18 protein-coding genes are annotated in these 25090 nt (G+C 71.7%); 8 read left to right on the top strand and 10 right to left on the bottom strand.

Features of this window, described 5'->3' with window-relative positions; translation table 11 throughout:
• Window positions 1-323: 323 nt before the first annotated feature.
• The 5 genes from ettA (at window position 324) to M8C13_RS43495 (ending at window position 12855) form a co-directional block, all read left to right on the top strand.
• Window positions 324-2000 carry an energy-dependent translational throttle protein EttA gene (ettA, locus tag M8C13_RS43515; RefSeq protein ID WP_252486711.1) on the top strand — a complete coding sequence of 559 codons (1677 nt, stop codon included), beginning with the start codon at window positions 324-326 and terminating at the stop codon, window positions 1998-2000.
• 12 nt (window positions 2001-2012) lie between these two features.
• Window positions 2013-6599, top strand: a complete 4587-nt coding sequence (locus tag M8C13_RS43510) for a diguanylate cyclase domain-containing protein (RefSeq protein ID WP_252486710.1) — start codon at window positions 2013-2015, stop codon at window positions 6597-6599.
• Between the two features lie 199 nt (window positions 6600-6798).
• Window positions 6799-11796: an NAD-glutamate dehydrogenase gene (locus M8C13_RS43505; protein ID WP_252486709.1), complete on the top strand. Its 4998-nt coding sequence runs from the start codon at window positions 6799-6801 to the stop codon at window positions 11794-11796.
• Window positions 11796-12227, top strand: a complete 432-nt coding sequence (locus M8C13_RS43500) for a thioesterase family protein (protein ID WP_252486708.1) — start codon at window positions 11796-11798, stop codon at window positions 12225-12227. The genes M8C13_RS43505 and M8C13_RS43500 overlap by 1 nt, the downstream gene beginning before the upstream one ends.
• Window positions 12220-12855 carry a hypothetical protein gene (locus M8C13_RS43495; protein ID WP_252486713.1) on the top strand — a complete coding sequence of 212 codons (636 nt, stop codon included), beginning with the start codon at window positions 12220-12222 and terminating at the stop codon, window positions 12853-12855. Before M8C13_RS43500 ends, M8C13_RS43495 begins: the two co-directional genes overlap by 8 nt.
• A 3-nt stretch (window positions 12856-12858) precedes the next feature.
• Here the strand turns inward: M8C13_RS43495 and M8C13_RS43490 are convergent, their stop codons facing one another.
• From M8C13_RS43490 to M8C13_RS43450, 9 genes are all read right to left on the bottom strand, one after another.
• A complete protein-coding gene (locus M8C13_RS43490) occupies window positions 12859-13782 on the bottom strand; it encodes a DMT family transporter (RefSeq protein ID WP_252486707.1) in 924 nt (307 codons plus the stop codon).
• Between the two features lie 76 nt (window positions 13783-13858).
• Entirely contained in the window at window positions 13859-15457 is a 1599-nt protein-coding gene (locus tag M8C13_RS43485; protein WP_374213373.1) for a glycoside hydrolase family 13 protein, read from the bottom strand.
• Between the two features lie 99 nt (window positions 15458-15556).
• Window positions 15557-15949, bottom strand: coding sequence for a globin (locus tag M8C13_RS43480; RefSeq protein ID WP_252486706.1), 393 nt, complete (start codon window positions 15947-15949; stop codon window positions 15557-15559).
• A gap of 12 nt (window positions 15950-15961) precedes the next feature.
• A complete protein-coding gene (locus M8C13_RS43475) occupies window positions 15962-16921 on the bottom strand; it encodes a mechanosensitive ion channel family protein (RefSeq protein WP_252486705.1) in 960 nt (319 codons plus the stop codon).
• A gap of 70 nt (window positions 16922-16991) precedes the next feature.
• The gene (locus M8C13_RS43470) at window positions 16992-17804 is read right to left on the bottom strand and encodes an ESX secretion-associated protein EspG (protein ID WP_252486704.1); all 813 of its coding nucleotides are present in this window, start codon (window positions 17802-17804) and stop codon (window positions 16992-16994) included.
• A 22-nt stretch (window positions 17805-17826) separates the two neighbouring features.
• On the bottom strand, window positions 17827-19065 hold the full coding sequence (locus M8C13_RS43465; protein ID WP_252486703.1) for a hypothetical protein: 1239 nt from the start codon (window positions 19063-19065) through the stop codon (window positions 17827-17829).
• A 23-nt stretch (window positions 19066-19088) separates the two neighbouring features.
• Window positions 19089-19715: a DUF3558 domain-containing protein gene (locus tag M8C13_RS43460; protein WP_252486702.1), complete on the bottom strand. Its 627-nt coding sequence runs from the start codon at window positions 19713-19715 to the stop codon at window positions 19089-19091.
• Complete coding sequence (locus M8C13_RS43455) at window positions 19712-20119, bottom strand: hypothetical protein (protein ID WP_252486701.1); 408 nt, start codon at window positions 20117-20119, stop codon at window positions 19712-19714. The genes M8C13_RS43460 and M8C13_RS43455 overlap by 4 nt, the downstream gene beginning before the upstream one ends.
• 181 nt (window positions 20120-20300) lie before the next feature.
• On the bottom strand, window positions 20301-22400 hold the full coding sequence (locus M8C13_RS43450) for a prolyl oligopeptidase family protein (protein ID WP_252486700.1): 2100 nt from the start codon (window positions 22398-22400) through the stop codon (window positions 20301-20303).
• A 154-nt stretch (window positions 22401-22554) separates the two neighbouring features.
• Between M8C13_RS43450 and M8C13_RS43445 the strand changes: the two genes are divergently transcribed.
• Entirely contained in the window at window positions 22555-23220 is a 666-nt protein-coding gene (locus M8C13_RS43445) for an HNH endonuclease (protein WP_374213372.1), read from the top strand.
• A 9-nt stretch (window positions 23221-23229) separates the two neighbouring features.
• Here M8C13_RS43445 and M8C13_RS43440 read toward each other — a convergent pair whose 3' ends face one another.
• Window positions 23230-23976, bottom strand: a complete 747-nt coding sequence (locus M8C13_RS43440) for a hypothetical protein (protein WP_252486698.1) — start codon at window positions 23974-23976, stop codon at window positions 23230-23232.
• 393 nt (window positions 23977-24369) lie between these two features.
• Here M8C13_RS43440 and M8C13_RS43435 point away from each other — a divergent pair, with 393 nt between their 5' ends.
• Together M8C13_RS43435 and M8C13_RS43430 are read left to right on the top strand one after the other, a co-directional pair.
• The gene (locus M8C13_RS43435; protein ID WP_252486697.1) at window positions 24370-24624 is read left to right on the top strand and encodes a hypothetical protein; all 255 of its coding nucleotides are present in this window, start codon (window positions 24370-24372) and stop codon (window positions 24622-24624) included.
• The gene (locus M8C13_RS43430) at window positions 24611-25090 is read left to right on the top strand and encodes a DUF5130 family protein (RefSeq protein ID WP_252486696.1); all 480 of its coding nucleotides are present in this window, start codon (window positions 24611-24613) and stop codon (window positions 25088-25090) included. The genes M8C13_RS43435 and M8C13_RS43430 overlap by 14 nt, the downstream gene beginning before the upstream one ends.

The following is a 25090-nucleotide window of genomic DNA, read 5'->3' as shown; positions in this document are numbered from 1 at the left end:
CCGCCTCAACCGCCAGCGCCGCCATCCGCAGAGCCGCCGCCTCCGCCCGGGCCGAACTCGGCGGGCCCCGGGAGGGTGATCTGGAAGACGTCCTCGCCGAGCTGGACCACACCCGTCAGGAGGCCATCCCCGTCGCCTGACCAGCCGAAGGCCCGAATTCCCCGAATTGCGTCATGCGGTCGAAAACGCGCGATGAGCGGTGGTGAACCCACCTAGAAGACGATCGTGGGCGGAGCCGTTCACCGAGAAGTCCGGACGCTCTCTGAGCGGATCCGCCCCACCGCCGTACGCGGCCCCCCGGGCACCGCTCTACGATCGCGGCCATGGCCGAGTTCATTTACACCATGAGGAAGGTCCGCAAGGCGCACGGGGACAAGGTGATCCTCGATGACGTCTCGACGGCCTTCTATCCGGGCGCGAAGATCGGCGTCGTCGGTCCCAACGGGGCGGGCAAGTCGAGCGTGCTCAAGATCATGGCGGGCCTCGACCAGCCCAACAACGGTGACGCGCAGCTCGCCGAGGGCGCCTCGGTCGGGATCCTGCTGCAGGAACCACCCCTCAACGAGGAGAAGACCGTTCTCGGCAACGTCGAGGAGGGCGTCGGCGAGATCATGGTGAAGCTGCACCGCTTCAACGAGATCGCCGAGCAGATGGCCACCGACTACTCCGACGAGCTGATGGAGGAGATGGGCAAGCTCCAGGAGGAGCTGGACCACGCCGACGCGTGGGACATCAGCTCCCAGCTCGAGCAGGCGATGGACGCCCTGCGCTGCCCGCCCGGCGACGCCGAGGTGACCCACCTCTCCGGTGGTGAGCGCCGCCGCGTGGCGCTGTGCAAGCTGCTGCTCTCCAAGCCCGACCTGCTGCTGCTCGACGAGCCCACCAACCACCTGGACGCGGAGAGCGTGCTGTGGCTGGAGAAGCACCTGGCCGACTACCCGGGCGCCGTCCTGGCCGTCACACACGACCGGTACTTCCTGGACAACGTGGCCCAGTGGATCATGGAGCTGGACCGCGGTCGCGCCATCGGCTACGAGGGCAACTACTCCGCCTACCTGGAGAAGAAGGCGGAACGGCTGGCCGTCCAGGGCAAGAAGGACGCGAAGCTGCACAAGCGGCTCAAGGACGAGCTGGACTGGGTCCGCTCCAACGCCAAGGCCCGTCAGACCAAGTCCCGGTCCCGTCTGAACCGGTACGAGGAGATGGCGGCCGAGGCGGAGAAGACCAGGAAGCTGGACTTCGAGGAGATCCAGATCCCGCCGGGCCCGCGCCTGGGCAACGTGGTGGTCGAGGTGGAGAACCTCAAGAAGGGCTTCGACGACCGCGTGCTCATCGACGGGCTGTCCTTCAGCCTGCCGAAGAACGGCATCGTCGGCGTCATCGGCCCGAACGGGGTCGGCAAGACCACGCTCTTCAAGACCATCGTCGGCCTTGAGGAGCCGGACTCGGGCATCGTGCGGGTCGGCGAGACGGTGAAGCTGTCCTACGTCGACCAGAACCGCGCTGGCATCGACCCGGCCAAGAACGTCTGGGAGGTCGTCTCCGGCGGTCTGGACTACATCAAGGTCGGCCACGTGGAGATGCCCTCGCGGGCCTACATCGGCGCGTTCGGCTTCAAGGGCGCGGACCAGCAGAAGCCGGCGGGCGTGCTCTCCGGTGGTGAGCGCAACCGGCTGAACCTGGCGCTGACGCTCAAGCAGGGCGGCAACCTGATCCTGCTCGACGAGCCCACGAACGACCTGGACGTGGAGACCCTCAGCTCGCTGGAGAACGCGCTCGAGCAGTTCCCCGGCTGCGCGGTGGTCATCTCGCACGATCGGTGGTTCCTGGACCGCGTGGCCACCCACATCCTGGCGTGGGAGGGCACCGACGAGGACGAGTCGAAGTGGTTCTGGTTCGAGGGCAACTTCGAGGGCTACGAGAAGAACAAGGTCGACCGGCTCGGAGCGGACGCCGCGCGTCCGCACCGGGTCACGCATCGCAAGCTCACACGAGGCTGAACGGGGAACTCCGTGGCGGCCTTTGGCGCAGAGCGGGCGAAGAACGGCAAGGCGGGGGCACTGATCGCCACCGCCTGGCAGCTTCGTTGGCGTGCGCCGGAGCTGAGCCGGATGCTCAGCGAACGGGCCGCCGAACTCGCCGTCGCCGACGGTGACGAGCACACCCGCCTCCGGGCCGAGACGCTGACGCTGTTCGCGCTCAACCGTCTCGGCCAGGGGGTGGTCGTCGCCGAACGCGCGGTGGCCTCGCTGCGGGCCGCCGAGGCCCTGGACGAGACCGAGCTGGCCTGGCGGCTGCGGGTCGAACTGGCCAACGCGGCCAGGGTGGTCGGCGCGCCGCTGACCGGTTTCGCCGTGCTCCGCCCCGTGCTGGAGGCGGGCACGGCGCCCAAGGGCCTGCGCGCGGCGGCCATGGTCCAGCTGGTGGACTGCCTGGCGCACCTGGGCAGCGTGCCGGAGCTCACCGAGGCGCTGGCCGAGGCCGACCAGCTCTACGGCGAGGACCCGGACCTGGAGCCGGACGTCGTGCTGGTGCTGCGCGGCCTGCTGCACTCGGTGGCCTCGGCGCACCACCGCCGCTGGGGCGACCTGCCCGCGGCGGTGCACGCCGCCAGGGAGGGCCTCGCCCTGCTGGACCAACTCGCCGACCCGGCGGCCGACAGCGGCCACGCCCGGGCCCGGCTGATCTTGCAACTGGTGTGCGCCCTGCTGGACTCCAACCGCCCCGGCGAGGCGCGGTCAGCCGCGTACGACCTGCTCGAGCAGGCGGTCCGCGCCCCGGTCGCCTCCAGCGTCGGCTGGATCCGGCTGGCCCTGGCCACCCGCCTGTACCTGCCTTCCGGCCAGCCCGAGCTGGCCGCCGAACTGCTCGGTGCCACCGCCGACTCGGCCCAGCGCCACGGCCTGGAGCCGCTGCTGGCGGAAAGCCTGACCGCGCTCGCGCACGTGCACGAGATGGGCGGCGACTACGCGGACGCGCTGTCCTGCCTGCGCACGGCCTACGCCGCCGAACGCAGGCGGCAGCGCGCGGTGCACGCGGTCCGGGTCGCGCTGATCGAACAGATCCCGGTGCCCCAGCTGCACGGCGAGACCGCGGCCGGCCTGCGCGAGCAGGTCACCGCGATGCTGCGCCGGGGCCGGGTGCGCAGGGACACCCCACGCGGCGCGGTCCCGATGCTGCGCCGCACCGCGGCCGAGATCGACGACCTCACCGGCCTGCTGAACCAGAGCGGCTTCCGCCGCAGGCTCGACGCGGTGGTCAACGGCGGCGACCCCGGCCACGCCCTCACCCTGGTCTTGTTCGACGTCGGCAAACTCGACGAGACCGCCCCGCACCACGTCAGCGAACAACTGCTGCGCACGGTCGCCGACCGCGTCCGCGACACCGCCCCCCAGCAGGCCGCCGTGGCCCGCGTCGGTGGGGAGGAGCTCGCGGTCCTGCTCCCCGGCGCCACCCAGGACCAGGCCCAGCGCTGGGCCGAACAACTCCGCACCGAGGTCGCGGGCCTGTCCCCAGCGCTGCCGGTCACGGTGAACACCGGCGTCGCCCAGCACCGCCCAGGCACCAGAGCCGACGTCCTCATCACCGAGGCCGACCGCGCCCTGGCCCGAGCCAAACACGCCACCACCCCACCCCGCTTCCGCGCCGCCGACCTCCCCGCCCCGGCCCGCCGCGCCACCACCAACGACCACCCACCCACCACCCACCGCGCCCCCAGCACCGGCGACTTCGCCGCTGCTCCCCGCGAAGCGCGAACAGCCGATTCCCCCACCTTCGCGGCAGCCACCCCCCAGCTGACAGGCGAGTTCCCCGCCCCCGCCGCGGCCCACCGCCAGTCGCCAACCAGCGACTTCACCACCCCAGCCCCAACCGCCCACCAGACGCCGTCGAGCGGGTACGCCACCCCCACTGACCAAACTCCGCCCAGCGGCTTCACCAGCCCCGCTGCCGCCACCGGCCAGGCCCCGCCGCGTGATTTCGCCAGCTCCACCGCCGCGACTGGTCAGCCGCCATCGGACGATTTCGCCACTCCGACCTCGGCCCCCAGCCAGGCTCCGTCGAGCGAGTTCAGCACCCCCGCCGCAGCCACTGACCAGCCTCCGCCGGACGATTTCGCCGCTCCGGCCCCGGCCGCCGGCCCAACTCCGTCCGACGAGTTCAGCACCCCGGCAATGGCCACCCACCACATGTCATCCGGCGAGTTCCGCATCCCGGCAACCGCCGACCACCAGTCGCCATCGGGCGAGTTCTCCGCTCCGGCGACAGCCGCCCACGCGGCATCAACCGGCGAGTTCCCGGCCATCGCCCGCCAGCAGCCCACCGGTGAGCCCGCCTCCGCGACCCCGGCCGGCCAGCACTCGGCCCCCACCGGAGAGTCCGAGGCGGTCCCCACCGCCCACCGCCAGCCCACCCGAGCCGAGACCACCGGCAACTTCCCGCCGCCGCCTCGCGCCGCCACCGGCGAGTTCCCAGCCGCCGCCGACAACTTCTCCGCGCCCACCCGCGCCACCGACTTCCCAGCCCCGGCCAGCCGCGCCGCCACCACCGGCGAGTTCCCCGCCCAGCCAGCCACCCGCACCCCGACCGGCGAGTTCCCTGCCCCCACCGGCGAACCCCCGGCCAACCCCGCCGAGTCCACCGGCAGTCACGCCCGCCCCGACCCCACCGGCCGCCGGGTCGCCCCGGAAGCCAGGTTCGCCGCGTTGCCGCCCAGGGAACACCCGGCGCCGGAGCCGGAGGCGCTCGGGCAGTCCGAGGCGCCGTTGTTCTTCGAGGCCCCGACCGCGCCGCAGCCGATCATCACCGACCAGACGCCGCGACCGGCCGAGCTCGACGCGGCCTCGTTAACCGGGTCGCGGCCGGTGGCGGCGGAACCGGTCGCGGCGCCAGCGGACTTCGCGTCGGTGCGAGCAGCCACTGTCGACTACGACGAGCCCGCGGCCGAGGTCGAACCGGAACCGGAGCCAGAGCCGGAAGCGCCAGCCGAGCCGGAGCCGCGGCCCGAACCCGAGCCAGTGGCCGCCGAGCCGCCCGTTGCCGAGGAACCGGCACCGGCCCCGGAGGTCCGGACGCGGCGCAGGTCCTCGTCGCTGGCGGAGGCGCTGGACTTCGACTGGGCGCAGGCGTTGCGGGACACCGAGCCGGAGACCGGGTACGAGCCCGCGCTGCCCCCGCCGCCCCGGTCCGCCGAACCCCAGGCCGACACCCCGGACCGGACAGCCGAGCGCCAGGGAGCGGCGCAGCGCCAAGAGACCCCGCGCCAGGAGCCCGCGCACCGCGAGGCCGGGCACCGGGAGTTGGGGCACCAGCAGTTCGGGCACCAAGTGGCGGCGCACCAGGACGTCGGGCACCACGAGGCCGCGCACCAGGACTTCGGGCATCACGACGCCGGGCGCCGGGAAGCCGAGCATCAAGAGGCGGCGCACCAAGCGGCCGGGCGCGAGGAGTCGGCGCACCAGGAGCCCGCGCCCCAGGACGCCGGGCACCAAAACGCCACGCACCAGGATGTCGGGCACCGGGACGCCGGCTACCGGAACGCCGGGCACCGGGAAGCCGCGTACCAAAACACCGCGCACCGGGACGCCGCGCAACAACACACCGCACACCGGGACGCCGCGCACCAGGACTTCGGGCACCAGGACGCCGGGCACCGAGAATCCGGCCACCTGGACGCCACGCACCAGGAGTTCGCGCAGCCCGAGCCGCGGCACCCGGACCTCGCCCCCCGGGAGTCCGAGCAGGCCGAGCACTCCGCCCCCGAGGCCGCGCCGCACCCGGACCTCATGCCCCGCGAAGCCGAGCCCACCCAGCAGTCCCCGGAATGGTCCGACACCTCGGCAGACGCGTCCGAACGCCGGTCCCGCGGTGACGCCAAGCTCGCCGAACTGCTCGCCGAGGCCCTCGCCGCCTACGAGACCGGCCGCCGCGAGGACCCCGAGACCGACTACGCCGACCCGGCCCCCGAACCGGAAAGCGCTCCCGAGCCCCCGGAACCCGCCTACCCGGGCAACGAACCGCCCCGTCCCGCCTACCCGGCCTCAGCGGAGCCCACCTACCCGCCCGCCGCCAGCTACCCAGCCCCAGCGGACCCCGCCTACCCAGCCGAATCCAGCTATCCGGCCGCCTCCACCTACCCGGCCGAATCCAGCTATCCGGCCGATTCGAGCTACCCCGCCGACCCCGCCTACCCCAGCGACCCGGCCACCCCCTCCTACCAGCCCAACCAGCCCAACCCCCCGGTCACCATCATCGGCCCCACCACCCCGGCCGACCTCCTGCACAACCGGATCACCGTCCACCGCGCCGAGACCAGCGGCTTCCACCAGCCCGTCCAGCCCCCGCCCCCCGAGGACGACGACGGCCCCTTCACCGGTCGCTGCGGCCCCCAGATCACCGGGGCGCCCGATCCGTTCGCTGGGCCTGATCCGGATCCGTTCGGGTATGCCAGGGCCATGGATGCCACCGCGAATGCCTCGATGCTGCCGGAGCCGCCGCGCTATCCCGACGTGGAGGACCCGACCGAGCCGCAGCCGCGGGTGGTCGACGGGCCGAGGGAACAGGCCTGGACGCCGCCGAAGCGGGACCCGTCCTTCGGGTGAACGGCCGGCCTGCCGAAAGTGACGCGATCTCAGTCACACCTGACCGGCATCTGGTCCCTTGATCGTTTAGGTGACCGATTCCGTTGCTGGCCAGGGGCCTTTCCGAGCCTCCCTGCCCCCACGGGAAGCCGAACGTAGTCGTAGGGTGAACCTGGTCCCGGCACACCGAGGTGCCGGGGAGCTGTGGAGCAAGCCGCACATGAAACCGACCGGAGCACCGTTGGGCGCCGCACCGTCACGCACCGAGACCACCAACCCCGAGTCCACCCCCGAAGTGCCCGCCAGCCCCGAACAGGTCCGCGACGAGCTGTTGGCTCGCGCCGCCGCGACCGCTCCGGAGATCGGCGATCTCATCCAGCTCTACTACCGCCACGCCCCGGCGGAGGAGGTCACCGACGACGAGCCCGCCGTGCTCGCCGGGACCGTCCGCTCGCACTACGAGCTCGCCGCCAGCCGGGTGCCCGGCAGGCCCGCGATCCGGGTGCTCAACCCCAGCACCGGCGCCGACGGCTGGAGCTGCCCGGCGACCGTGGTGCAGATCGTCACCGACGACATGCCCTACCTGGTGGACTCGGTGGCCGCCGAGCTCTCCCGCGGCGGCGTGCAGGCCCAGCGCGTGGTGCACCCCATCGTCGTGGTGCGCAGGGACGTCACCGGCGGTCTGCTCGAGGTCCGCACCGACGCGGACCCGGTCGACCCGCCATCGGACGCGCTGGCCGAGTCCTGGATGTACCTGGAAGTCGACCTCATCACCGACCCGGACCGCGCGCGTGAGCTGAAGCAGCGGCTGCTCTCGGTGCTCAACGACGTCCGCGAGGTCGTCGAGGACACCGACAAGATGATCGGCACCGCCACCCAGCTGGCCGACGAGCTGACCAGCAACCCGCCGCCGCTGCCCGGCACCGAGGTGGCCGATGGCGCCGCGCTGCTGCGCTGGCTCGCCGAGGACCACTTCACCTTCCTCGGCTACCGGCACTACGAGCTGGTCAGGGACACCCCGGACGGCGACCCGGCACTGCGCGCGGTGCTCGCCTCCGGCCTCGGCGTGCTGCGCCAGGACAGCCTGGCCGCGCGCAGCCTCACCGCGGGCCCGGACTCCGCGGCCCAGGCGCTGGCGCCCGAGCTGCTGGTGCTGACCCAGGCCTCCGCGCCCTCCACCGTGCACCGCTCGGTCTACCCGTACTACGTGGGCGTGAAGACCTTCGGCCCGGACGGCGAGGTCACCGGCGAGCACCGCTTCCTCGGCGTGCTGACCACCATCGCGCTGCACGAGAACGTGCTGGACATCCCGGTCATCCAGCACCGGGTGCGCGAGGTCATCCGCCGCGCCGGGTTCCCGCTGGAGTCCTACTCCGGGCAGCGGATGCTGGAGGAGATCCAGAACTACCCGCGCACCGAGCTGTTCTCCACCGACATCGACGGCCTCTACGACACCATCACCAAGGTGCTCGCGCTGGCCGAGCGCCGCAGGCTGCGGCTGTTCCTGCGCCGCGACCCGTACCGCCGCTTCTACTCCTGCCTGGTCTACCTGCCGCGCGACCGCTACACCACGACCTCGCGGCTGGCCATGCAGGAGGTGCTGCTGGCCGAGCTGTCCGGCACCTCGCTGGAGTACAGCGCCAGGATCGGGGAGTCCCAGCTGGCGCGGGTGCACTTCATGGTGCACACCGACCCGACCGTGGACAGCGAGCCGGACGCCGCCCTGATCCAGCAGCAGCTCACCGACGCGGTGCGCAGCTGGGACGACCTGATGGTGGACGCGGTGCTGGCCGAGCGGCGGGCCCAGGCCGAGACGGCGGGGCACCCGGTGAGCACGGGCACCGAGTCCGCCACCGAGCTGGGCCAGCGGTACGCGCTGTCCTTCCCGGAGGCCTACAAGGAGGACTTCTCCGCCGAGGAGGGCCTGGCCGACCTGCGCAGGCTGCAGGGCCTGCTCGACCAGGAGGGCCAGTCCGCGCTCTCCTTCTACGTGCCGGAGCACGCCGAGCCGGGTGAGCGCCGGTTCAAGCTCTACCTGTGCGGGCGCAGGGTCACCCTGTCCCAGGTGCTGCCGATGCTGCAGCGGATGGGCGTGGAGGTCGTCGACGAGCGGCCGTATGAGATCCGCCGCGAGGACGGCGCCCAGTGCTGGATCTTCGACTTCGGCCTGCGGCTGGAGACCGCGGTGCTGGACCGGATCGCCACCGAGGACCTGGACGCGGTCCGCATCCGCTTCCAGGAGGCCTTCGCCGCCGCCTGGCGCGGTCAGGCCGAGGTGGACGGGTTCAACCAGCTGGTGCTGCGCGCCGGGCTGACCTGGCGGCAGGCCGCGCTGCTGCGCGCCTACGCCAAGTACCTGCGCCAGGCCCGCACGCCGTACAGCCAGGACTACATCGAGGACGCCATGCTGGCGCACACCGAGGTGGCCACCGCGCTGGTCCGGCTGTTCGAGACCCGCTTCGACCCGGCGCTGTCGGAAGAGACCAGGAACTCGCAGACGGAGAACCTGCGCGCGGAGCTGGCGGCCCGGATCGACGAGGTCACCAGCCTGGACGCGGACCGCATCCTGCGCAGCTTCCTCACCCTGATCAACGCCACCCTGCGCACCAACTACTTCTGGCGCGACGAGCAGGGCGAGCCGCGGCCGTACGTGGCCTTCAAGCTGGAGCCCAGGTCCATCCCCGAGCTGCCGGAGCCGCGGCCGCGGTTCGAGATCTTCGTCTACTCGCCCAGGGTCGAGGGCGTGCACCTGCGCTTCGGCCCGGTGGCCCGCGGCGGCCTGCGCTGGTCCGACCGGCGGGAGGACTTCCGCACCGAGATCCTCGGCCTGGTCAAGGCGCAGGCGGTGAAGAACGCGGTGATCGTGCCGGTCGGCGCCAAGGGCGGCTTCGTGGTCAAGCAGCCGCCCAAGCCCACCGGGGACGCCGGCCTGGACCGCGAGGCGACCTGGAAGGAGGGCATCGCCTGCTACAAGATGTTCATCTCCGGCCTGCTCGACCTGACCGACAACCTGGCCGCCGGACCCGAGGGCAGCACCGTGGTCCCGGCCGCGCAGGTGGTGCGGCACGACGGTGACGACACCTACCTGGTGGTCGCCGCGGACAAGGGCACCGCGACCTTCTCCGACATCGCCAACGGCGTGGCCAAGGACTACGGCTTCTGGCTGGGTGACGCCTTCGCCTCCGGCGGCTCGGTCGGCTACGACCACAAGGCCATGGGCATCACCGCCCGTGGCGCCTGGGAGAGCGTGAAGCGGCACTTCCGCGAGCTGGGGGTGGACACCCAGACCGAGGAGTTCACCGTGGTCGGCGTGGGCGACATGTCCGGCGACGTCTTCGGCAACGGCATGCTGCTCTCCGAGCACATCCGGCTGGTGGCCGCCTTCGACCACCGGCACATCTTCCTGGACCCGAACCCGGACGCGGCGGCGAGCTTCGCCGAGCGGCGGCGGTTGTTCGAGCTGCCCCGCTCCTCCTGGGACGACTACGACCGGACCAAGATCAGCGAGGGCGGCGGGGTGTTCCCGCGCGGCGCCAAGTCGATCCCGGTCAGCCCGCAGGCAGCCGCGGCGCTCGGCCTGCCCGAGGGCACCGCGAAGCTGTCCCCGCCGGAGCTGATGAAGGCCATCCTGCTGGCCCCGGTGGACCTGCTGTGGAACGGCGGCATCGGCACCTACGTCAAGGCCTCCACCGAGTCGCACGCCGAGGTCGGCGACAAGGCCAACGACGCGCTGCGGGTGGACGGCGGGGCGCTGCGGGTCAAGGTGGTCGGCGAGGGCGGCAACCTGGGCCTGACCCAGCTCGGCCGGATCGAGTTCGCCAGGGCAGGCGGCAAGGTCAACACCGACGCGCTGGACAACTCCGCCGGGGTGGACTGCTCCGACCACGAGGTCAACATCAAGATCCTGCTGGACCGGCTGGTCGCCGACGGCAGGCTGGACGGCGCGCAGCGGGACGAGCTGCTGGCCGAGATGACCGACGAGGTCGCCGAGCTGGTGCTGGCGGACAACTACCGGCAGAACGCGGTGCTCGGCATCAGCCGCGCGCACGCCGCGCCGATGCTGTCCGTGCACGCCAGGCTGGTCGCCGACCTGGAGAAGCGCACCGGCCTGGACCGCACCCTGGAGGCGCTGCCCAGCCGGAGCCAGTTCAAGCAGCTGGAGACCGCGGGCCAGGGCCTGACCTCGCCGGAGCTGGCCACGCTGCTCGCGCACGTCAAGCTGGCGCTCAAGGACGAGGTGCTGGCCAGCGACCTGCCGGAGTCCGGCGCGTTCGCCAGGCGGCTGCCGGAGTACTTCCCCTCCGCGCTGCGCGAGCGCTTCGGCGAGGCCATCCCGAGGCACCCGCTGCACCGGGAGATCACCACCACGCTGCTGGTCAACGAGGTGGTCGACGGCGGCGGCGTGTCCTTCGCCTTCCGGCTGACCGAGGAGCTCAACGCCAGCGCCACCGACGCGGTGCGCGCCTTCGCCATCGTGACCAAGGTCTTCGACCTGCCGTCGCTGTGGCGGGCGGTGGACGAGCTGGACAACGTGGTGCCCACCGCGGTGGCCGACGAGATCATCCTGGAGATCCGGCGGCTGCTGGACCGGGCCTGCCGCTGGCTGCTGTCCAACCGGCCGCAACCGCTGGCCGTGGGCGCGGAGAGCGCCCGCTTCCAGAGCCTGATCGGCGAGGTCGGTCCGGACACCATCGAGCTGCTGCGCGGCCGGGAACGCGAGCAGGTGCTCGAGCACGCGGAGAAGCTGGTCGCCGACGGCGTGCCGGTCGAGCTGGCCCGCAGGGTCGCCTCGCTGCTGCACACCTACTGCCTGCTCGACGTCACCGAGGTGGCCGAGCTGGCCGAGCGGGACAACGTGGTCGGCGAGCACAGTCAGCGGGAGGCCGCCGACATGTACTACGCGCTCTCCGAGCACCTGGAGGTGGACCGCATGCTCACCTCGGTGAGCGCGCTGGAACGCGGCAACCGCTGGCACGCGCTGGCCAGGCTGGCGCTGCGGGACGACCTCTACGCCTCGCTGCGGGAGATCACCCTGGACGTGCTGCGCACCAGCGACGTGGGCGACAGCGTGGCGGAGAAGATCGAGAAGTGGGAGCAGGCCAACTCCTCGAGGCTGGCCCGCGCCCGCGCCGCGCTGCAGGAGATCAAGGAAGTCGGCAAGCTGGACCTGCCGACGCTGTCGGTGGTGGCCCGCCGGGTGCGCAGTATCGTCCGCTGATGCCCGTATACATCACGCAGGTGCGGCCGCGCTGGGCCGACATGGACGTGTTCAACCATGTCAACCACGCGGCCGTGGTCACCCTGCTGGAGGAGGCCCGGGCCGGGCTGCTGTTCGTGGAGGCGGCGCGGCTCGGGTTCACCGACATGGCCGACGGCCTGGTGCTGTCCCGGCTGGAAGTCGAGTACAAGGGCCAGTTGCGCTACACCGGCGGTGACGTGCACGCCGAGGTGAGCATCGAGGAGCTGCGACACGCCAGCTTCGTGGTGCGGCACACTCTGCACACGGGCCCGGCGGCGGGGGACCCGGTCGCGGCGGTCGCCAGGACCACGCTGGTCCCCTTCGACGTGTCCGCACAACGACCACGACGACTGAGTGGGGCCGAGCGGGAGTTCCTCGCCGGTTACCAGGTGGGGGAGAGTGTTGGCTGAGTTGCACGTGCCCGATCCGGTGGAGCGGGACGATCTCGGCGCGTTCGTGGCCAGGGCGGTACGGCTGGACCAGCAGGTGGCGGTGCGGCTGAAGGAACGCGAGGGCGGGCTGCTGGAAGCGTGGGCCGCCACCCCGTTCGACGTGCTGGCCACCAGGTCCGTCCAGGGCGCGATCCAGCCTTCGGACATCACGGTGACCGGCAACGAGCTGCTGACCGCGCTGGCCGTGGTCGGCGGCGAACGGGTCGACCCCGGTCCGCCGCGGGACATGCTGTGGCGGTCGGCGCTGCCGCCGGCGATCGGCTGGCTGCACGTGGACCTGCTGCCGGTCGCGGTGATCAGCGAGCTGGCCGACCGGGGTGTGGAGCTGGCCAAGGAGAACACCGGCCCGCAGGGCACCCCGCCCGCCTCGCTGCTGGACCAGACCGTGCTCACCGTCTCCGGCAGCGGGCTGGATGTGAAGGTGCCGCTGCGGGTGCTGTTCGCCTTGTCCGGCATGGGTTTCCTCAGCGGTGGCCCGGCCGAGGACGTGGTGAAGGTGACCGCGACCGACGCCTGGCTGCGCATCGACGCCCGCTTCGGCGCGGTGGTCCGCCGCAGGCACGCCCTGCTGCCGCTGCTGGTCTGAGGCTCAGGCGGCGGGGGCCACGGGTTCCCGCCGCTTCGCCCGGCTGGGCAGCGCGAGCAGTCCCAGCCCGGCCAGCACCAGCAGCGCGCCGGCACCGCCGAGGACGGTGAACGGCTCGCCCAGCAGCAGCACGCCGAGCAGCGCGGCGACCAGCGGTTCGGCCAGCGTCAGGGTGGCCACGGTGGCCGCGGGCAGCACCCGCAGCCCCGCGCCGAAGAGCAGGTAGGCCAGCACGGTGGGCACCAGCACCAGGTAGCCGACCACGGCCAGCCCGGGCAGCCAGGCCGGGTTGCCGCCGTCCAGCCCGCCCGGCCAGCGCCACAGCAGCATCGGCAGCAGCACCAGCCCGCCCCCGGCGAACAGCAGGCCCATCACCCCGTCCGAGCGCTGTCCCGCGGAGATCATCCTGGCCGCGCAGACGGTGTAGACCGCGTAGCCCAGCCCGGCGGCCAGCGCGAGCCCCGCGCCCAGCGCCGCGTCCGCGGCGTTCCCCGTGCCGCTGGGACTGGAGAACACCAGCGTGCCCACCCCGGCCACCGCGAGCGCGGTCGCGGCCAGCCAGGTGCCGCTGGGCCGCTCCCTGGTGAGGAGCCACTGCACCAGCCCGGTCCACACCGGGCAGGAGCCGAGCGCGGTGATCGTGCCGACCGCGACCCCGGCCAGCGACACCCCGGAGAAGAACCCGACCTGGAACAGCGCCACCCCGGCCGCGCCGACCAGGACCAGCGGCCAGGAGGCCCGCGGCAGCCCGCGGAAGGCCCCGCGCAGCACGGCCAGGCCGAGCAGCAGCGCCCCGGCCAGCGCCACCCTGGCCGAGCCGACGGTCAGCGGGTCGAGGCCGGTGGGGCCGAGGGCCTGTGCCGTGCCGGTGGTGCCGAACAGCACGGCGGCGATCAGGACCAGGAGGGTGGCGCGTGCGGTGTTCATCGCCGCCGATCCTGCGGCACCCGGCCGAGCCGCGTCGACCGGGTTTCCCAACCGGTCGGACGAGCGGGCCAGCGGCTCAGACCAGCCAGGCCGCGGTGTCCGGCGGCAGCTGCTCACCGGCCAGCGGACCGCTGGCCAGCAGCACCTCGCCCGGCGGCAGCGGGACCAGCGCGCCGGAGGTGTTCAGCGCGCAGATCAGCCCGCCCGGCTTGCGCCGGAAGGCGAAGCAGCCGGCCGGCGCGCCGTACCACTCCACCTCCTCGCCGCTGATCGCCGGGTGCGTCTTGCGCAGCTCCAGGGCCTGCCGGTACAGCGAGAGCATCGAGGCCGGGTCCTCCAGCTGGGCCTCCACGGTCAGCGCGGCCCACTCCGGCGGCATCGGCAGCCAGGTGTGCTCGCCGGGGGAGAAGCCGAACGGGGACTCCTCGCCCTCCCAGGGCATCGGCACCCGGCAGCCGTCCCGGCCGCGCTCGGTGTGCCCGGACCGCTCCCAGGACGGGTCCTGCAGGGCCCAGTCCGGCAGCTCCACGTTGGGCAGGCCCAGTTCCTCGCCGTTGTACAGGTAGACCACGCCGGGCAGCGCCAGCTCGACCAGCGTCATCGCCCGCGCCCGCTTCACCCCCAGCTCGCCGCCGCCGTAGCGGGTCACGTGCCGGATGACGTCGTGGTTGGACAGCGTCCAGGTGGGCAGCGCGCCGACCTCGCGCACCGCGGCCAGCGAGTGGTCGATGGCCCCGCGCACCGAGTCGGCGTCGAAGTCGGTCTCCACCAGCCGGAAGTTGAAACCCAGGTGCAGCTCGTCCTGGCGGACGTAGCGGGACATCCGCTCGTCGTCCTGCACCCAGATCTCGCCGACGGCCATCCGGCCCGGGTACTCGTCCAGCACCTTGCGGATCATGCGGTGGATGTCGTGCACGCCGTCGTTGTCGAAGCGCGGGTCCCGGTTGTTGTCGAAGAGCAGGTGCGGGCCCGGCATGTCCTCGGGGTTCATGTCCGGCAGCCCGTCCGGCTTGGCCATGCCGTGCGCCACGTCGATGCGGAACCCGTCGACGCCCCGGTCCAGCCAGAACCGCAGCGTCCGCTCCAGGTCCGCCCACACCTCGGGGTGCTGCCAGTTCAGGTCGGGCTGCTCGGGGGCGAACAGGTGCAGGTACCACTGGCCGTCCGGGACTCTGGTCCAGGCCGGCCCGCCGAAGATGCTCGGCCAGTTGTTCGGCGGCTCCGCGCCGTCAGGGCCGCGGCCGTCGCGGAAGATGTAGCGCTCCCGCTCCGGGCTGCCCCGGCCGCTGACCAGCGCGGCCTGGAACCACTCGTGCGCCTCGCTGCTGTGGTTGGGCACCAGGTCCACGGTGACCTTGATGTTCTGCGCGTGCGCGTCCGCGACCAGCCGGTCGAAGGCGGCCAGGTCGCCGAAGAGCGGGTCCACATCACGCGGGTCGGCCACGTCGTAGCCGTGGTCGGCCATCGGGGAGCGGTAGAACGGGGTCAGCCAGAGCGCGTCGACACCGAGCAGCTCCAGGTAGCCCAGCCGGGACCGGATGCCCTCCAGGTCGCCGACCCCATCGCCGTCTGAGTCGGCGAAAGAGCGCACGTAGACCTGGTAGAAGACGGAGTCCCGCCACCAGTCGGACGCGGCGGCAGGATCAGCACTGCCGCCCGCGATGTCGGGGTCCACCTCGGGCGATCGTCGCACGATGGTTCATCCTGCCATCCGGGTCTGACATTCAAGGCCCACTTGGGTGATCCGTGAGTTTTCCGACTTTCGCGGTCTGGATCACACCCAGGAGTTGACCAAGCTGTTAGCGGCCATCTCCATGTACGCCCACAGCTGGTCCCGGCGCTCCGGCGCCAGGTTCGCCTCGTCCACCGCGATCCGCATGCAGCGCAGCCAGGCGTCCCGCTCGATCGGGCCGATGGTGAACGGCACGTGCCGCATCCGCAGCCGGGGGTGTCCGCGCTGGTCGGAGTAGGTGTGCGGGCCGCCCCAGTACTGCATCAGGAACAGCCGCAGCCGCTCCTCGGCCGGGCCCAGGTCCTGCTCCGGGTACATCGGCCGCAGCACCTCGTCCTTGGCGACCTCGGCGTAGAAGCGCCCCACGATGCGGCGGAAGGTCTCCTCGCCGCCGACGAGGTCGTAGAAGGTCTCCGGAGTGCCCACGACAACCATTCTCCCCGTTGCTCAGGTCTTGGATCCGGCCGGGGCGGGCGGCAGTTCCGGCCCGCCGGGTCGCCCGTTCGGGTAAGGCGGCTCGATGCCCGCCTCGTCATAGGCGGCCATGATCCTGGCCCGCAGCGCGCGCTGCACCGCCCACTGACGGCCCGGCCGCACCTTGACGGTCATCCGCAGGGTCACCGTGTCCGAGGTGACCTTCTCCACGCCGAGCACCTCCGGCGGCTCCAGCACGTCCTCCAGCAGCGGCGTCTGGCTCGCGGCCTGCGTGACCACCTCGGCCATCAGTTCGGTCGCCTGGGCCACGTCCACCGTGTGCGCCAGCGGGAAGTCGACCACCGCGACCGCGAAGCCCTGGCTGGAGTTGCCGACCCGGAGCACCTCGCCGTTGCGCACGTACCAGACGGTGCCGTTGACGTCCCGCAGCGTGGTGACCCGCAGGCCCACCGTCTCGATGGTGCCGGTGGCCGGGCCGAGGTCGACCACGTCGCCGACCCCGTACTGGTCCTCCAGCATCATGAAGATGCCGGACAGGAAGTCCTTGATCAGGTTCTGCGCGCCGAACCCGATGGCCACGCCCAGCACACCCGCCGAGGCGATGATCGGCGTGATGTCGATGTCCAGCGTTTCCAGGATCATCAGGAACGCGATGCCGAACACCAGGATCGAGGTGATCGACTTCAAGATCGAGCCGATGGTCTTGGCCCGCTGCGCCCGCCGCTCGGACAGCAGCGGCCCGGCCGCGGCCTTGAGCGCCTCGGGCGCGCGCTCCTTGAGCGGCCGCAGCAGCACCGGCACCCGCCCGGCGCCGGAGTTCGCGGTCAGCTTGTCGATCATCCGCCGGAGCACGTAGCGCAGCAGGAACGCGCCAACCATGATCGTGATGATCTTGATGGGATTAGTGATGATCCACTGGTTGTTGGCTAGCCACTCAGCCGAGCTGAACAGCCATTCCTGTGGTTCACGCATGGATGACACGGCGGTCATGTCACTAACAAGGGTGACAACGTTCGGCACGGTGCCATGTTACGGAGCGGTCTCAGCGACCACTGACCGAGGCGGCCATCTCGGACAGCTTCTGGGCCAGCGTGCGCTTGTCAGCCGGGGCCACGATGACCCACTGGCTACCGTCCGGACCTCGCATCTTCTGCCCGAGGTAGCGCCCGTCGGTGTTGTCGATGAATGTGAGCGGGCTCTCGGCCCGCTTGCGCGACCCGAGCCGGTCGCGGGCCGCCACGAACAGCTGCCCGCCGCCGGTGCGAGGCTTGTCCATGATCTCCTTCAGCCGCTGCGGGCTGGGCCCGCCGCTGCCGCGCGAGGAGGTCATGAACCCGCCGCCGTCGTCGTCCTCCGGCCGTGAGTGCCGCCCACCGCTGCGGCCACCGCCACCACCGTCGCCGATGCTGTCGGCCGGGAAGTTGAAGGACTGCCCGCGCGCGGCCGGCTTGTCCGGCAGCACCGAGACCAGCGCGTCGATCAGCCCGGTCGGCCGCAGCGGGGTCAGCACCAGCTTCTCGTCGATGATCTCGGCCAGCACCGCGTCGTCCCCGGAGGCCGCGGACAGCGCGGCGCGCTGCCCCTCGCCGTTGGGGGCGCTGAACCAGCCGTAGAACTCCCGCTGCGGCCGCTCCAGCATGTGGAAGGTGTCCACCAGGTCGGGGTGGGCCTTGCCGTTGCGGGCAAGGCCCAGCCCCTCCAGCTCCTGCCAGGCCCGCCGTTGCACGTCAAGCCGATCCTGGTAGGTCTCCCCGTAGGAGGGGATGCTCAGGGTCGGGTGCTTGTCCTGCAGGTTCTCGCTTTCCCACACGATGTCGTAGGCAGGCAGCGAGATGGTGACTCTGGCTCTCAGCACGGTTTCTTCCTAGGTTGCGCGATCAGCGGTACCCGGGCGGGGTCTCCCCGATGACCGGCGGCGCGACCAGCGTGTTGTCACCCCAGATGTCATCGGACTCGACCAGGTAGCTCGGCCGCTTGTGTTCCTTGTCCTCATCGCCGCGCGCACCCGCGCCGCCCATACCGCCACCGGCGCCCATGCCACCGCGGCCACCGGCACCACCCGCGCCGGCGCCACCGCGCCCGCCAGGACCGTGCCCGTCGGCGCCGACACCGCCGGACCCACCAGGCCCGAACCCGGCCCCACTGGGCCCGAACCCGCCACCACGCGGCCCGAACCCACCAGCGCCACCACCGCCGCCAGGCCCACGGCCACCACCGCCGCCACCGGGCATCCCCGGCATCCGCGGCGGCGCCCCGCCACCAGGCCCACGACCGGGCCCGGGAGGCGGCTGCTGCCCAGGCGGCCAGCTGCCGATGGGCGGCGCGATCGGAGGCTGAATCGGCGGCGGCTGCACCGGCGGAGTCGGCGGCAGGTACGGCGGCCGCGGCGGCTCGACCAGCGGCGGCTTCACCAGACTCGGGTCAACCTGGTCGTGCAGACCACCGGTGCCAGGCGGCCGCCCGTCGCCACCGGGCAGACCCTGCGGCAGGTTCGGCAGGTTCGGCGTGCGACTGCCGTTGCGGTCCCCGCCACCGATGCTGCCGGGGTCGTTCGGGTCGCGCTTGCCGGGATCCACCTCGTTCGGGTTCGTCCCGCTGGTGTCCGGGGTCACCGGAGGCGGCGGGATGAACTGCGGCATGTTGGTGGTGTTGGTCTCGCTCTGCGTCTTGTACTCGCTGAGCGCCTGCTGGTTCGCGGTGGTCTTCTCCCCCTGAACCCGCTTGGCCTCGTCGTAGTCGGTCTCCCACCACGCCGCGCCGTTGAGCCAGGGCTCCTCACCCGGGTCCGGCGGCAGCTCGACCTTGTCCTTGACGGTCCGGAAGTCACCACTCTGCGAGGCGACCTTGTAGGCCGTCTCGGTGCAGACGGTCTTGGCCGCACCTGCCCAGGCGGCCAGCGGCGAGGCGACGAGCTGGGCCTGGTCGGCGGCCTGGCCCTCCCAGGCCACCTTGCCTGCCTTCAGGGCGTTCTCGACCATGTCGCGGACGGTCAGGTAGCGGTCGCCGAGCTTCTGCCACGCCTCGTAGTTCGGGTCCGTGGTGGCCTCGGCGCCCTTGGCGTCCTTGTGGAAGAACTCGTAGATCGTCTTCCCGTCATAGGCGTTCGGACGGGGCATGCACGAGGGATCAGGAGCCATGGCTAGCTACCCCCCTTGATAGTCGAGATCACCATTTCTGCGATCTTGTCGGCCATACCGCACGGGTTCTTGTACTCCGCGGCCGCCTTGTCACCGGTCGTCACGCCGACGCTGATCGTCACGGAGTCGCTGATGCCGGTGTAGGCGAAGCAGTCGCCCTGCCCGAACGGGGTTCCGGTGTTGGCGTGCACCGAGGGGTATCCGGCGACCGTGGCCTCCTCGAAGGCCTTGTAGGTGCTGCGCTGGCCGTAGACGCTGTTGAGACCGGCGTCGGCCTTGGTGCTCAGCGCGACGCTGAACGAGCCACCCAGGCTGGTGTTCGGGTTCTGGGCGATCCGCCAGGTGCATTCCTTGCCAAGCACGCTGTCGCCCATCTCACCCGGCTTGCTGGCCCGGAACGTCTTGTACTGCGCCTCGGTGAGCAGGTCGCACGGCTTGGGCGCGAACGTCGCCGCCTGGTCCAGCTTTGGCTGGGTGATCGGCGGAGCGAGCCCGGCCTGGCTGGTGCTGGTCGCCGGCGCGCTGGTCGGCGGCTGCGCGCTGGTGCTCGGCGTGTTCGAGCCACCGGAGCACCCTGCGACCAAGGCCAGGGCGGCAACGGCGAACGTGCTGCGGGCGACGCGGTTCACTGGGTCTTGCCTCCGAGTTGGCGGTTCATGTCCTCAGCGTCCGCATAGCCCTTCATGATCGCGGTGAGGTTGGCGACCATGCCTTCCAGAGCCTCGCGGTACTGCTTGTTGGCGGTGGCGTGGCAGCCTTCGCCGGTGAGGGCGCGCTCGTTGATCTTCTCCGCCGCGACCGAACTGTACGGATCCCGGCCGGGACCGGCGGCCAGCTTCAGGCGCTCGGACTCCTGCCGGATCTTGTCAAGTTCATGGATCGCGTCGTTCAGGCCGTCGATCGCCTTCTGCGCGTGCGCCTTGTCGACCTTGAACTTGCCGCCGGTCTTCGCCGAGGAGTAGTCGGTCGAGTAGTGCTGATTGAGCCTCGCCTGCCCTGGCGAGATATCCGCATCCGGATCCCGTGGCGGCATGTCACACCCTCCCAGTTACTGCGCGCGATGCCGTCTCGCATCGTAACCTTCGACGCCGGCACCGCAGGGCGGGTTCCCACAGGTTCCCGCTGTCGTTTGTGGACCGTGACCCCGCTTGGTCACGGCCTGTCAACAGTGGTGACGCTCGGGCACCGCGATCATGACGCGGACGTGCGGCCGGTCACTGTCCGCCGAAGGTCAGGCCGGTGGCATCGGCCAGGAAGGCCAGGGTGTCGGCGGTCAGGGAGACGGTGCGGGAGATCGAGCGGGTGCTGTGGCCCACGTCGGTCTCGCGGCGGAACAGGATCGGGCGGGTGGCCGGGTCGCCGCTGGTGGCGGCCTGCAGGGCGGCGCACATCTTGCGGGCGTGGCAGGGGTCCACGCGGGAGTCGGACTCGAAGACGGTGAACAGCACCGCCGGGTAGGCCACGCCCGGCCGGACGTGGTGGTACGGGGAGTAGGACAGCAGCCACTCCAGCTCGGCCGGGTCGGCGGCCGAGCCGTACTCGTCCTTCCAGATGCGGCCGATCAGGAACTCCTCGTAGCGGACCATGTCCAGGAGCGGGGCCGAGCAGACCACCGCGCGGTACAGCTCGGGGCGCTGGGTGATCGCCGCGCCCATCAGCAGGCCGCCGTTGGAGCCGCCCTGGATGGCCAGCTGCGAACTGGTGGTCCAGCCGGTGGCGATCAGGTGTTCGGCGGCGGCGTGGAAGTCGTCGAAGGTGTTCTGCTTGTTCGCCCGCATGCCGCCCTGGTGCCAGGCCTCACCCTCCTCGCCGCCGCCGCGCAGCGAGGCCAGCGCGTACACCCCGCCCGCCTCGACCCAGGCCAGCGCGGAGGCGCTGTAGGACGGGGAGTAGCTGATGGAGAAGCCGCCGTAGCCGCCGAGCAGGGTGGGTCGCGGCCGGTCCGGCTCGGCGGCGGGGGAGAGCACGAACATGTGCACGGTGGTGCCGTCGGCCGAGGTGTAGGCCAGCTGCTGGGTGTGCACCGGGGGCACCTCGACCGAGCCGGGCGCGGACTCCAGCAGCTCGGTGACGCCGGTGGAGCGCACGTGCCGGTGCACGCTGGGCGGGGTGACGAAGTCGGTCCAGCCGATCCACAGCGTGTCCGCGTCCGCTGTGGTGAGACTGTCCACTGTGGAGAGTCCGTGCACAGATCCGGTGCCGGGCAAGGGAATCTGGGCGAGGTGGCTGCCATCAGCCGGATCGTGCAGGTGCACCTCGGAGACCGCGTGGCGGCTGCGCAGCACGGCGAGCGAGCCGTCCAGCCAGCGGGCGGTCTCCAGCACCGAGCCGGGGTCCTCGGCGATCAGCTCGCGCCAGTGCTCCTGGCCGGGCTCGGCCGGATCGGCCACGCACAGCCTCCAGCGCGGGGCGTCCAGGGTGGTCAGCAGGTAGAGCCTGCCGTCGCGCTCGACCCAGGCGGTGCAGTAGGCGCTGTCCACCTCGTCCACGATCTGGCGCAGCTTGCCGTCGCCGGCCAGGTCGGCGATCCAGACCGACTCCTTGGGCGCGGTGCCGGGGGTGGCGTCGACCACCAGCCAGCGCCCGTCGGCGGACAGGCGCACGCCGTAGTAGTTGGTCTTGTCCAAGCCCTCGCCGTGCACCAGCTCGTCCTTGGCCGGGTCGGCGCCCAGCCGGTGCCGCCACACCCGCCGGTGGAACAGCTCCTCGCCCGCGGGCACGGCATCGGGCGCCAGGCGGCGGACGTAGTACAGCTCCTCGCCGCCGGGCAGCCAGGCGATCGGCGAGTTGCGGGCCCGGTCGATCGGCCCGTCCAGCACCCGGCCGGTGGCCACGTCGACCACGTGCAGCTGGGACTCCTCGTCACCGCCGCTGGAGAGCAGGTAGGCGAGCTTGTCGCCTTCCAGGCTGGGCACCCAGTAGTCCAGGGTGGTCAGGCCGGAGGGGTCCAGCGCGGCCACGTCGATCAGCGCGCGCTCGCTGCCGTCGCCCTCCCGCACGTGCAGCACCGAGTGCTCCTGGCCGGGCAGGCGACGGGTGAAGAAGGCCCGGCCGTTGCGCCAGAACGGCGCGGACACCGACCCGGACCGCAGCAGCGTGCCGACCCGCTCGGCCACCGCGGCGCGACCCGGCAGCTCCGCCAGCAGCGGGCTGACCAGCGCGTCCTGTGCGGCCGACCAGGCCTGGGTGCGTTCATCGGCGGCGTCTTCGAGCCAGCGGTAGGGATCCGGCACCCGGTGTCCGTGCAGCTCGTCGACCAGGTCGAGGCGCTCGGCGGGCGGATAGGTCGAGGCTGCGGGACGCGACTGGCTCACGATCGGAACAGTACCGATACAGGCTTGTCACTCCACCGGTTAGCCGCTCGTTCACCGTAGATTCGGGCGAGCCTGCCCGACACGTTACAGATCACAGGTGCGCGAATAGCGCATTATGTGGTCGACTACGTGTTGACCCGGTGGAGGTGGTCGCGTGCCCGACCGACAACCGACTCCCATCGGCGTAGCCGGTGGGCAGACGCCGCGGGTCCGTTCGTCCTCGAACGGGGTCCCGCCGGCCTTGGCCGCGTGCGTTCCTGTGCCTGCGCAGGAACGGGCGGCCCCTAGCGAGACGACCCCTGGGTGGGGCCGACGCCGTGTGTTGTTGCTGAATGCCACCTTCGAGCCGCTGACGGCTCTCCCGGTGCGCCGAGCGATCGTACTTCTTGTCTGCGGCAAAGCGGAAATCGTGCACGGAGACACCGCCGGCCTGCAGGTTCACTCCGCCAGCGAGACCGTCGCGGTGCCCTCGGTGATCAGGTTGAGCACTTTTGTCCGGGTGCCCTACCGAGGCCGCATCCCGCTGACCCGCGCCGCCCTGATGCACCGCGACCGGTTCCGCTGCGCCTACTGCGCCGGCCGGGCCGAGACCATCGACCACGTGGTCCCGCGCAGCAAAGGCGGTCAGCACACCTGGGAGAACACGGTCGCCTGCTGTGCCAGGTGCAACCACCGCAAAGCCGACAAGCTGCTCAGCGAGCTGGGCTGGCGGCTGCGGGTGGTGCCGAGGACCCCGCGCGGACAGCACTGGCGCCTGCTCGCCGGTGTGCCCGACGCGGACCCGCAGTGGCTGCCCTACCTCGGCGAACCCGCCGCCTGACCCGGTCGTTCAGGCCGCCACGGCCAGCGCGGGGGCCTGGGCGCTGATCCGCACGCCATCGGCGGCGCTGATGCGCACCCCGTCGCGAGCGCTGATGCGAACCCCGGCGCGCCCGGAGATCCGCACGCCCGCCTCACTGCTGATCCGCACGCCGTCGCGAGCGGAGATCCGCACCCCGCGCTCAGCGCCGCTGATCCGGACACCCGCCTCGCTACTGATCCGCACCCCGGCCTCGCCGCTGATCCGGATTCCGGCCTGACCGCTGATGCGGACGCCGTCCTGGGCGGAAATGCGCACCCCCCACTCGGCTCCACTGATCCGGACGCCTGCCTCGCCACTGATGCGGACACCGTCGCGGGCGGAGATGCGCACGCCCCGCTCGGCCCCGCTGATCCGGACACCCGCTTCACTGCTGATCCGCACGCCGTCGCGGGCGGAGATCCGCACGCCCCGCTCGGCTCCACTGATCCGCACGCCCGCTTCACTGCTGATCCGCACGCCGTCACGGGCGGAGATCCGCACACCCCGGTCCACGCCGCTGATCCGCACCCCCGAAGCCCCGCTGATGCGCACTCCGCGATCGACTCCGCTGATGCGCACGCCGTCACGCACCGTGTCCGCCGAGCTGATCCGGACACCCGCCCGGCCGCTGATCCGCACCCCTGCGTGACCGGAGACGCAAACGTCATCAACGGCGCTGATGCGTACCCCGGCGTGCCCGCTGATCCGGACGCCATCAAAGTTGCTGATGCGCACGCCTGCATTGCGGATGAGTGACCGCTTACCCGAACGGGTGTGGTCGTTGCTCTGTTCGAGAGTCTTGATATCCGACATGTTGGCGTCTCCCATCGGTGGGATGCTGCTCTGCGTGGAAGAGTCTGGGTGCACAAGACCCGGATAGGTGAAAAGTAGAAGCCTGGCTCGCCGCAGACAAGCCGCCAAAGCGGCCGCCATTTGCCGCTGTTCGGACCGGGGCCGACTGGCCCAGTGAGCTGGGCCGGTCGAGTGGCTTCGGGGCTGCGGTGCGTCGCGGGTCACACTTCCGGGTTACCTTCCGCGGCCTTCGGCCGAAACCTGGCGAATACCCGCGAACGGCCGCACGGGGACCACTGCCAGCGCAGCCGGGACCCACCATCTACAGTTGCCGCCGTGACCGTCCTGGAGACCATCCTCGTCTTCGCGGGGATCCCGTTGGCGCTGTACCTCGGGATCACCCTGCTGACGATGTGGCCTAACTCCAGCCGGGGCCAGCGCTACCGGCCCGGCCAGGAGTGGCCCCACGAGCCCGTGTGGTGGAGTGCCAACCCCGCCGGCCTGACCACGTCTGCCGCTGCCGCGGCGCAAGACAACGAGGCGGCCGCGACCGCCGTCACCGCTCGGGGAGGTGCCCGTGGCAACTGGTGAGGTGGCGACCCGCGTCGACCCCAAGGACCTGGCCTTCGGCGAGGCGCTGATGCCGCACGGCCGGATCTCCTCGGCCAGGCACATCAGCGACAACGGCCCGAAGCTGCCGTTCAGCCCGACCCAGCTGGCCACCCTGGACGAGGCGCTGACCCTGTCCAGCCGCAGCTCCGGCCTGGACTTCAGCATCTACCTCGGCGACCTCGGTGAGGACACCCGCGCCCGCGCGGAGCAGCTGCACGGCTCCCTCGGCGCCAAGGCGGCCAACGCGGTGCTGATCGCGGTGTCCCCCGGCCAGCGCGTGCTGGAGATCGTCACCGGCGCGGAGTCCGGGCGCAGGCTGGCCGACCGCGGCTGCAAGCTCGCGGTGATGAGCATGGTGGCCTCCTTCAAGGAGGGCGACCTGCCGGGCGGCCTGGTCAGCGGACTGCGCATGCTGGCCGACCAGGCCGGTCCCAAGCAGCACTGA

Source organism: Crossiella sp. SN42 (genome assembly GCF_023897065.1).
GTDB lineage: Bacteria > Actinomycetota > Actinomycetes > Mycobacteriales > Pseudonocardiaceae > Crossiella.
The sequence above is the reverse complement of the archived record's forward strand: the minus strand, read 5'-3'. Positions and strand labels throughout refer to the sequence as shown.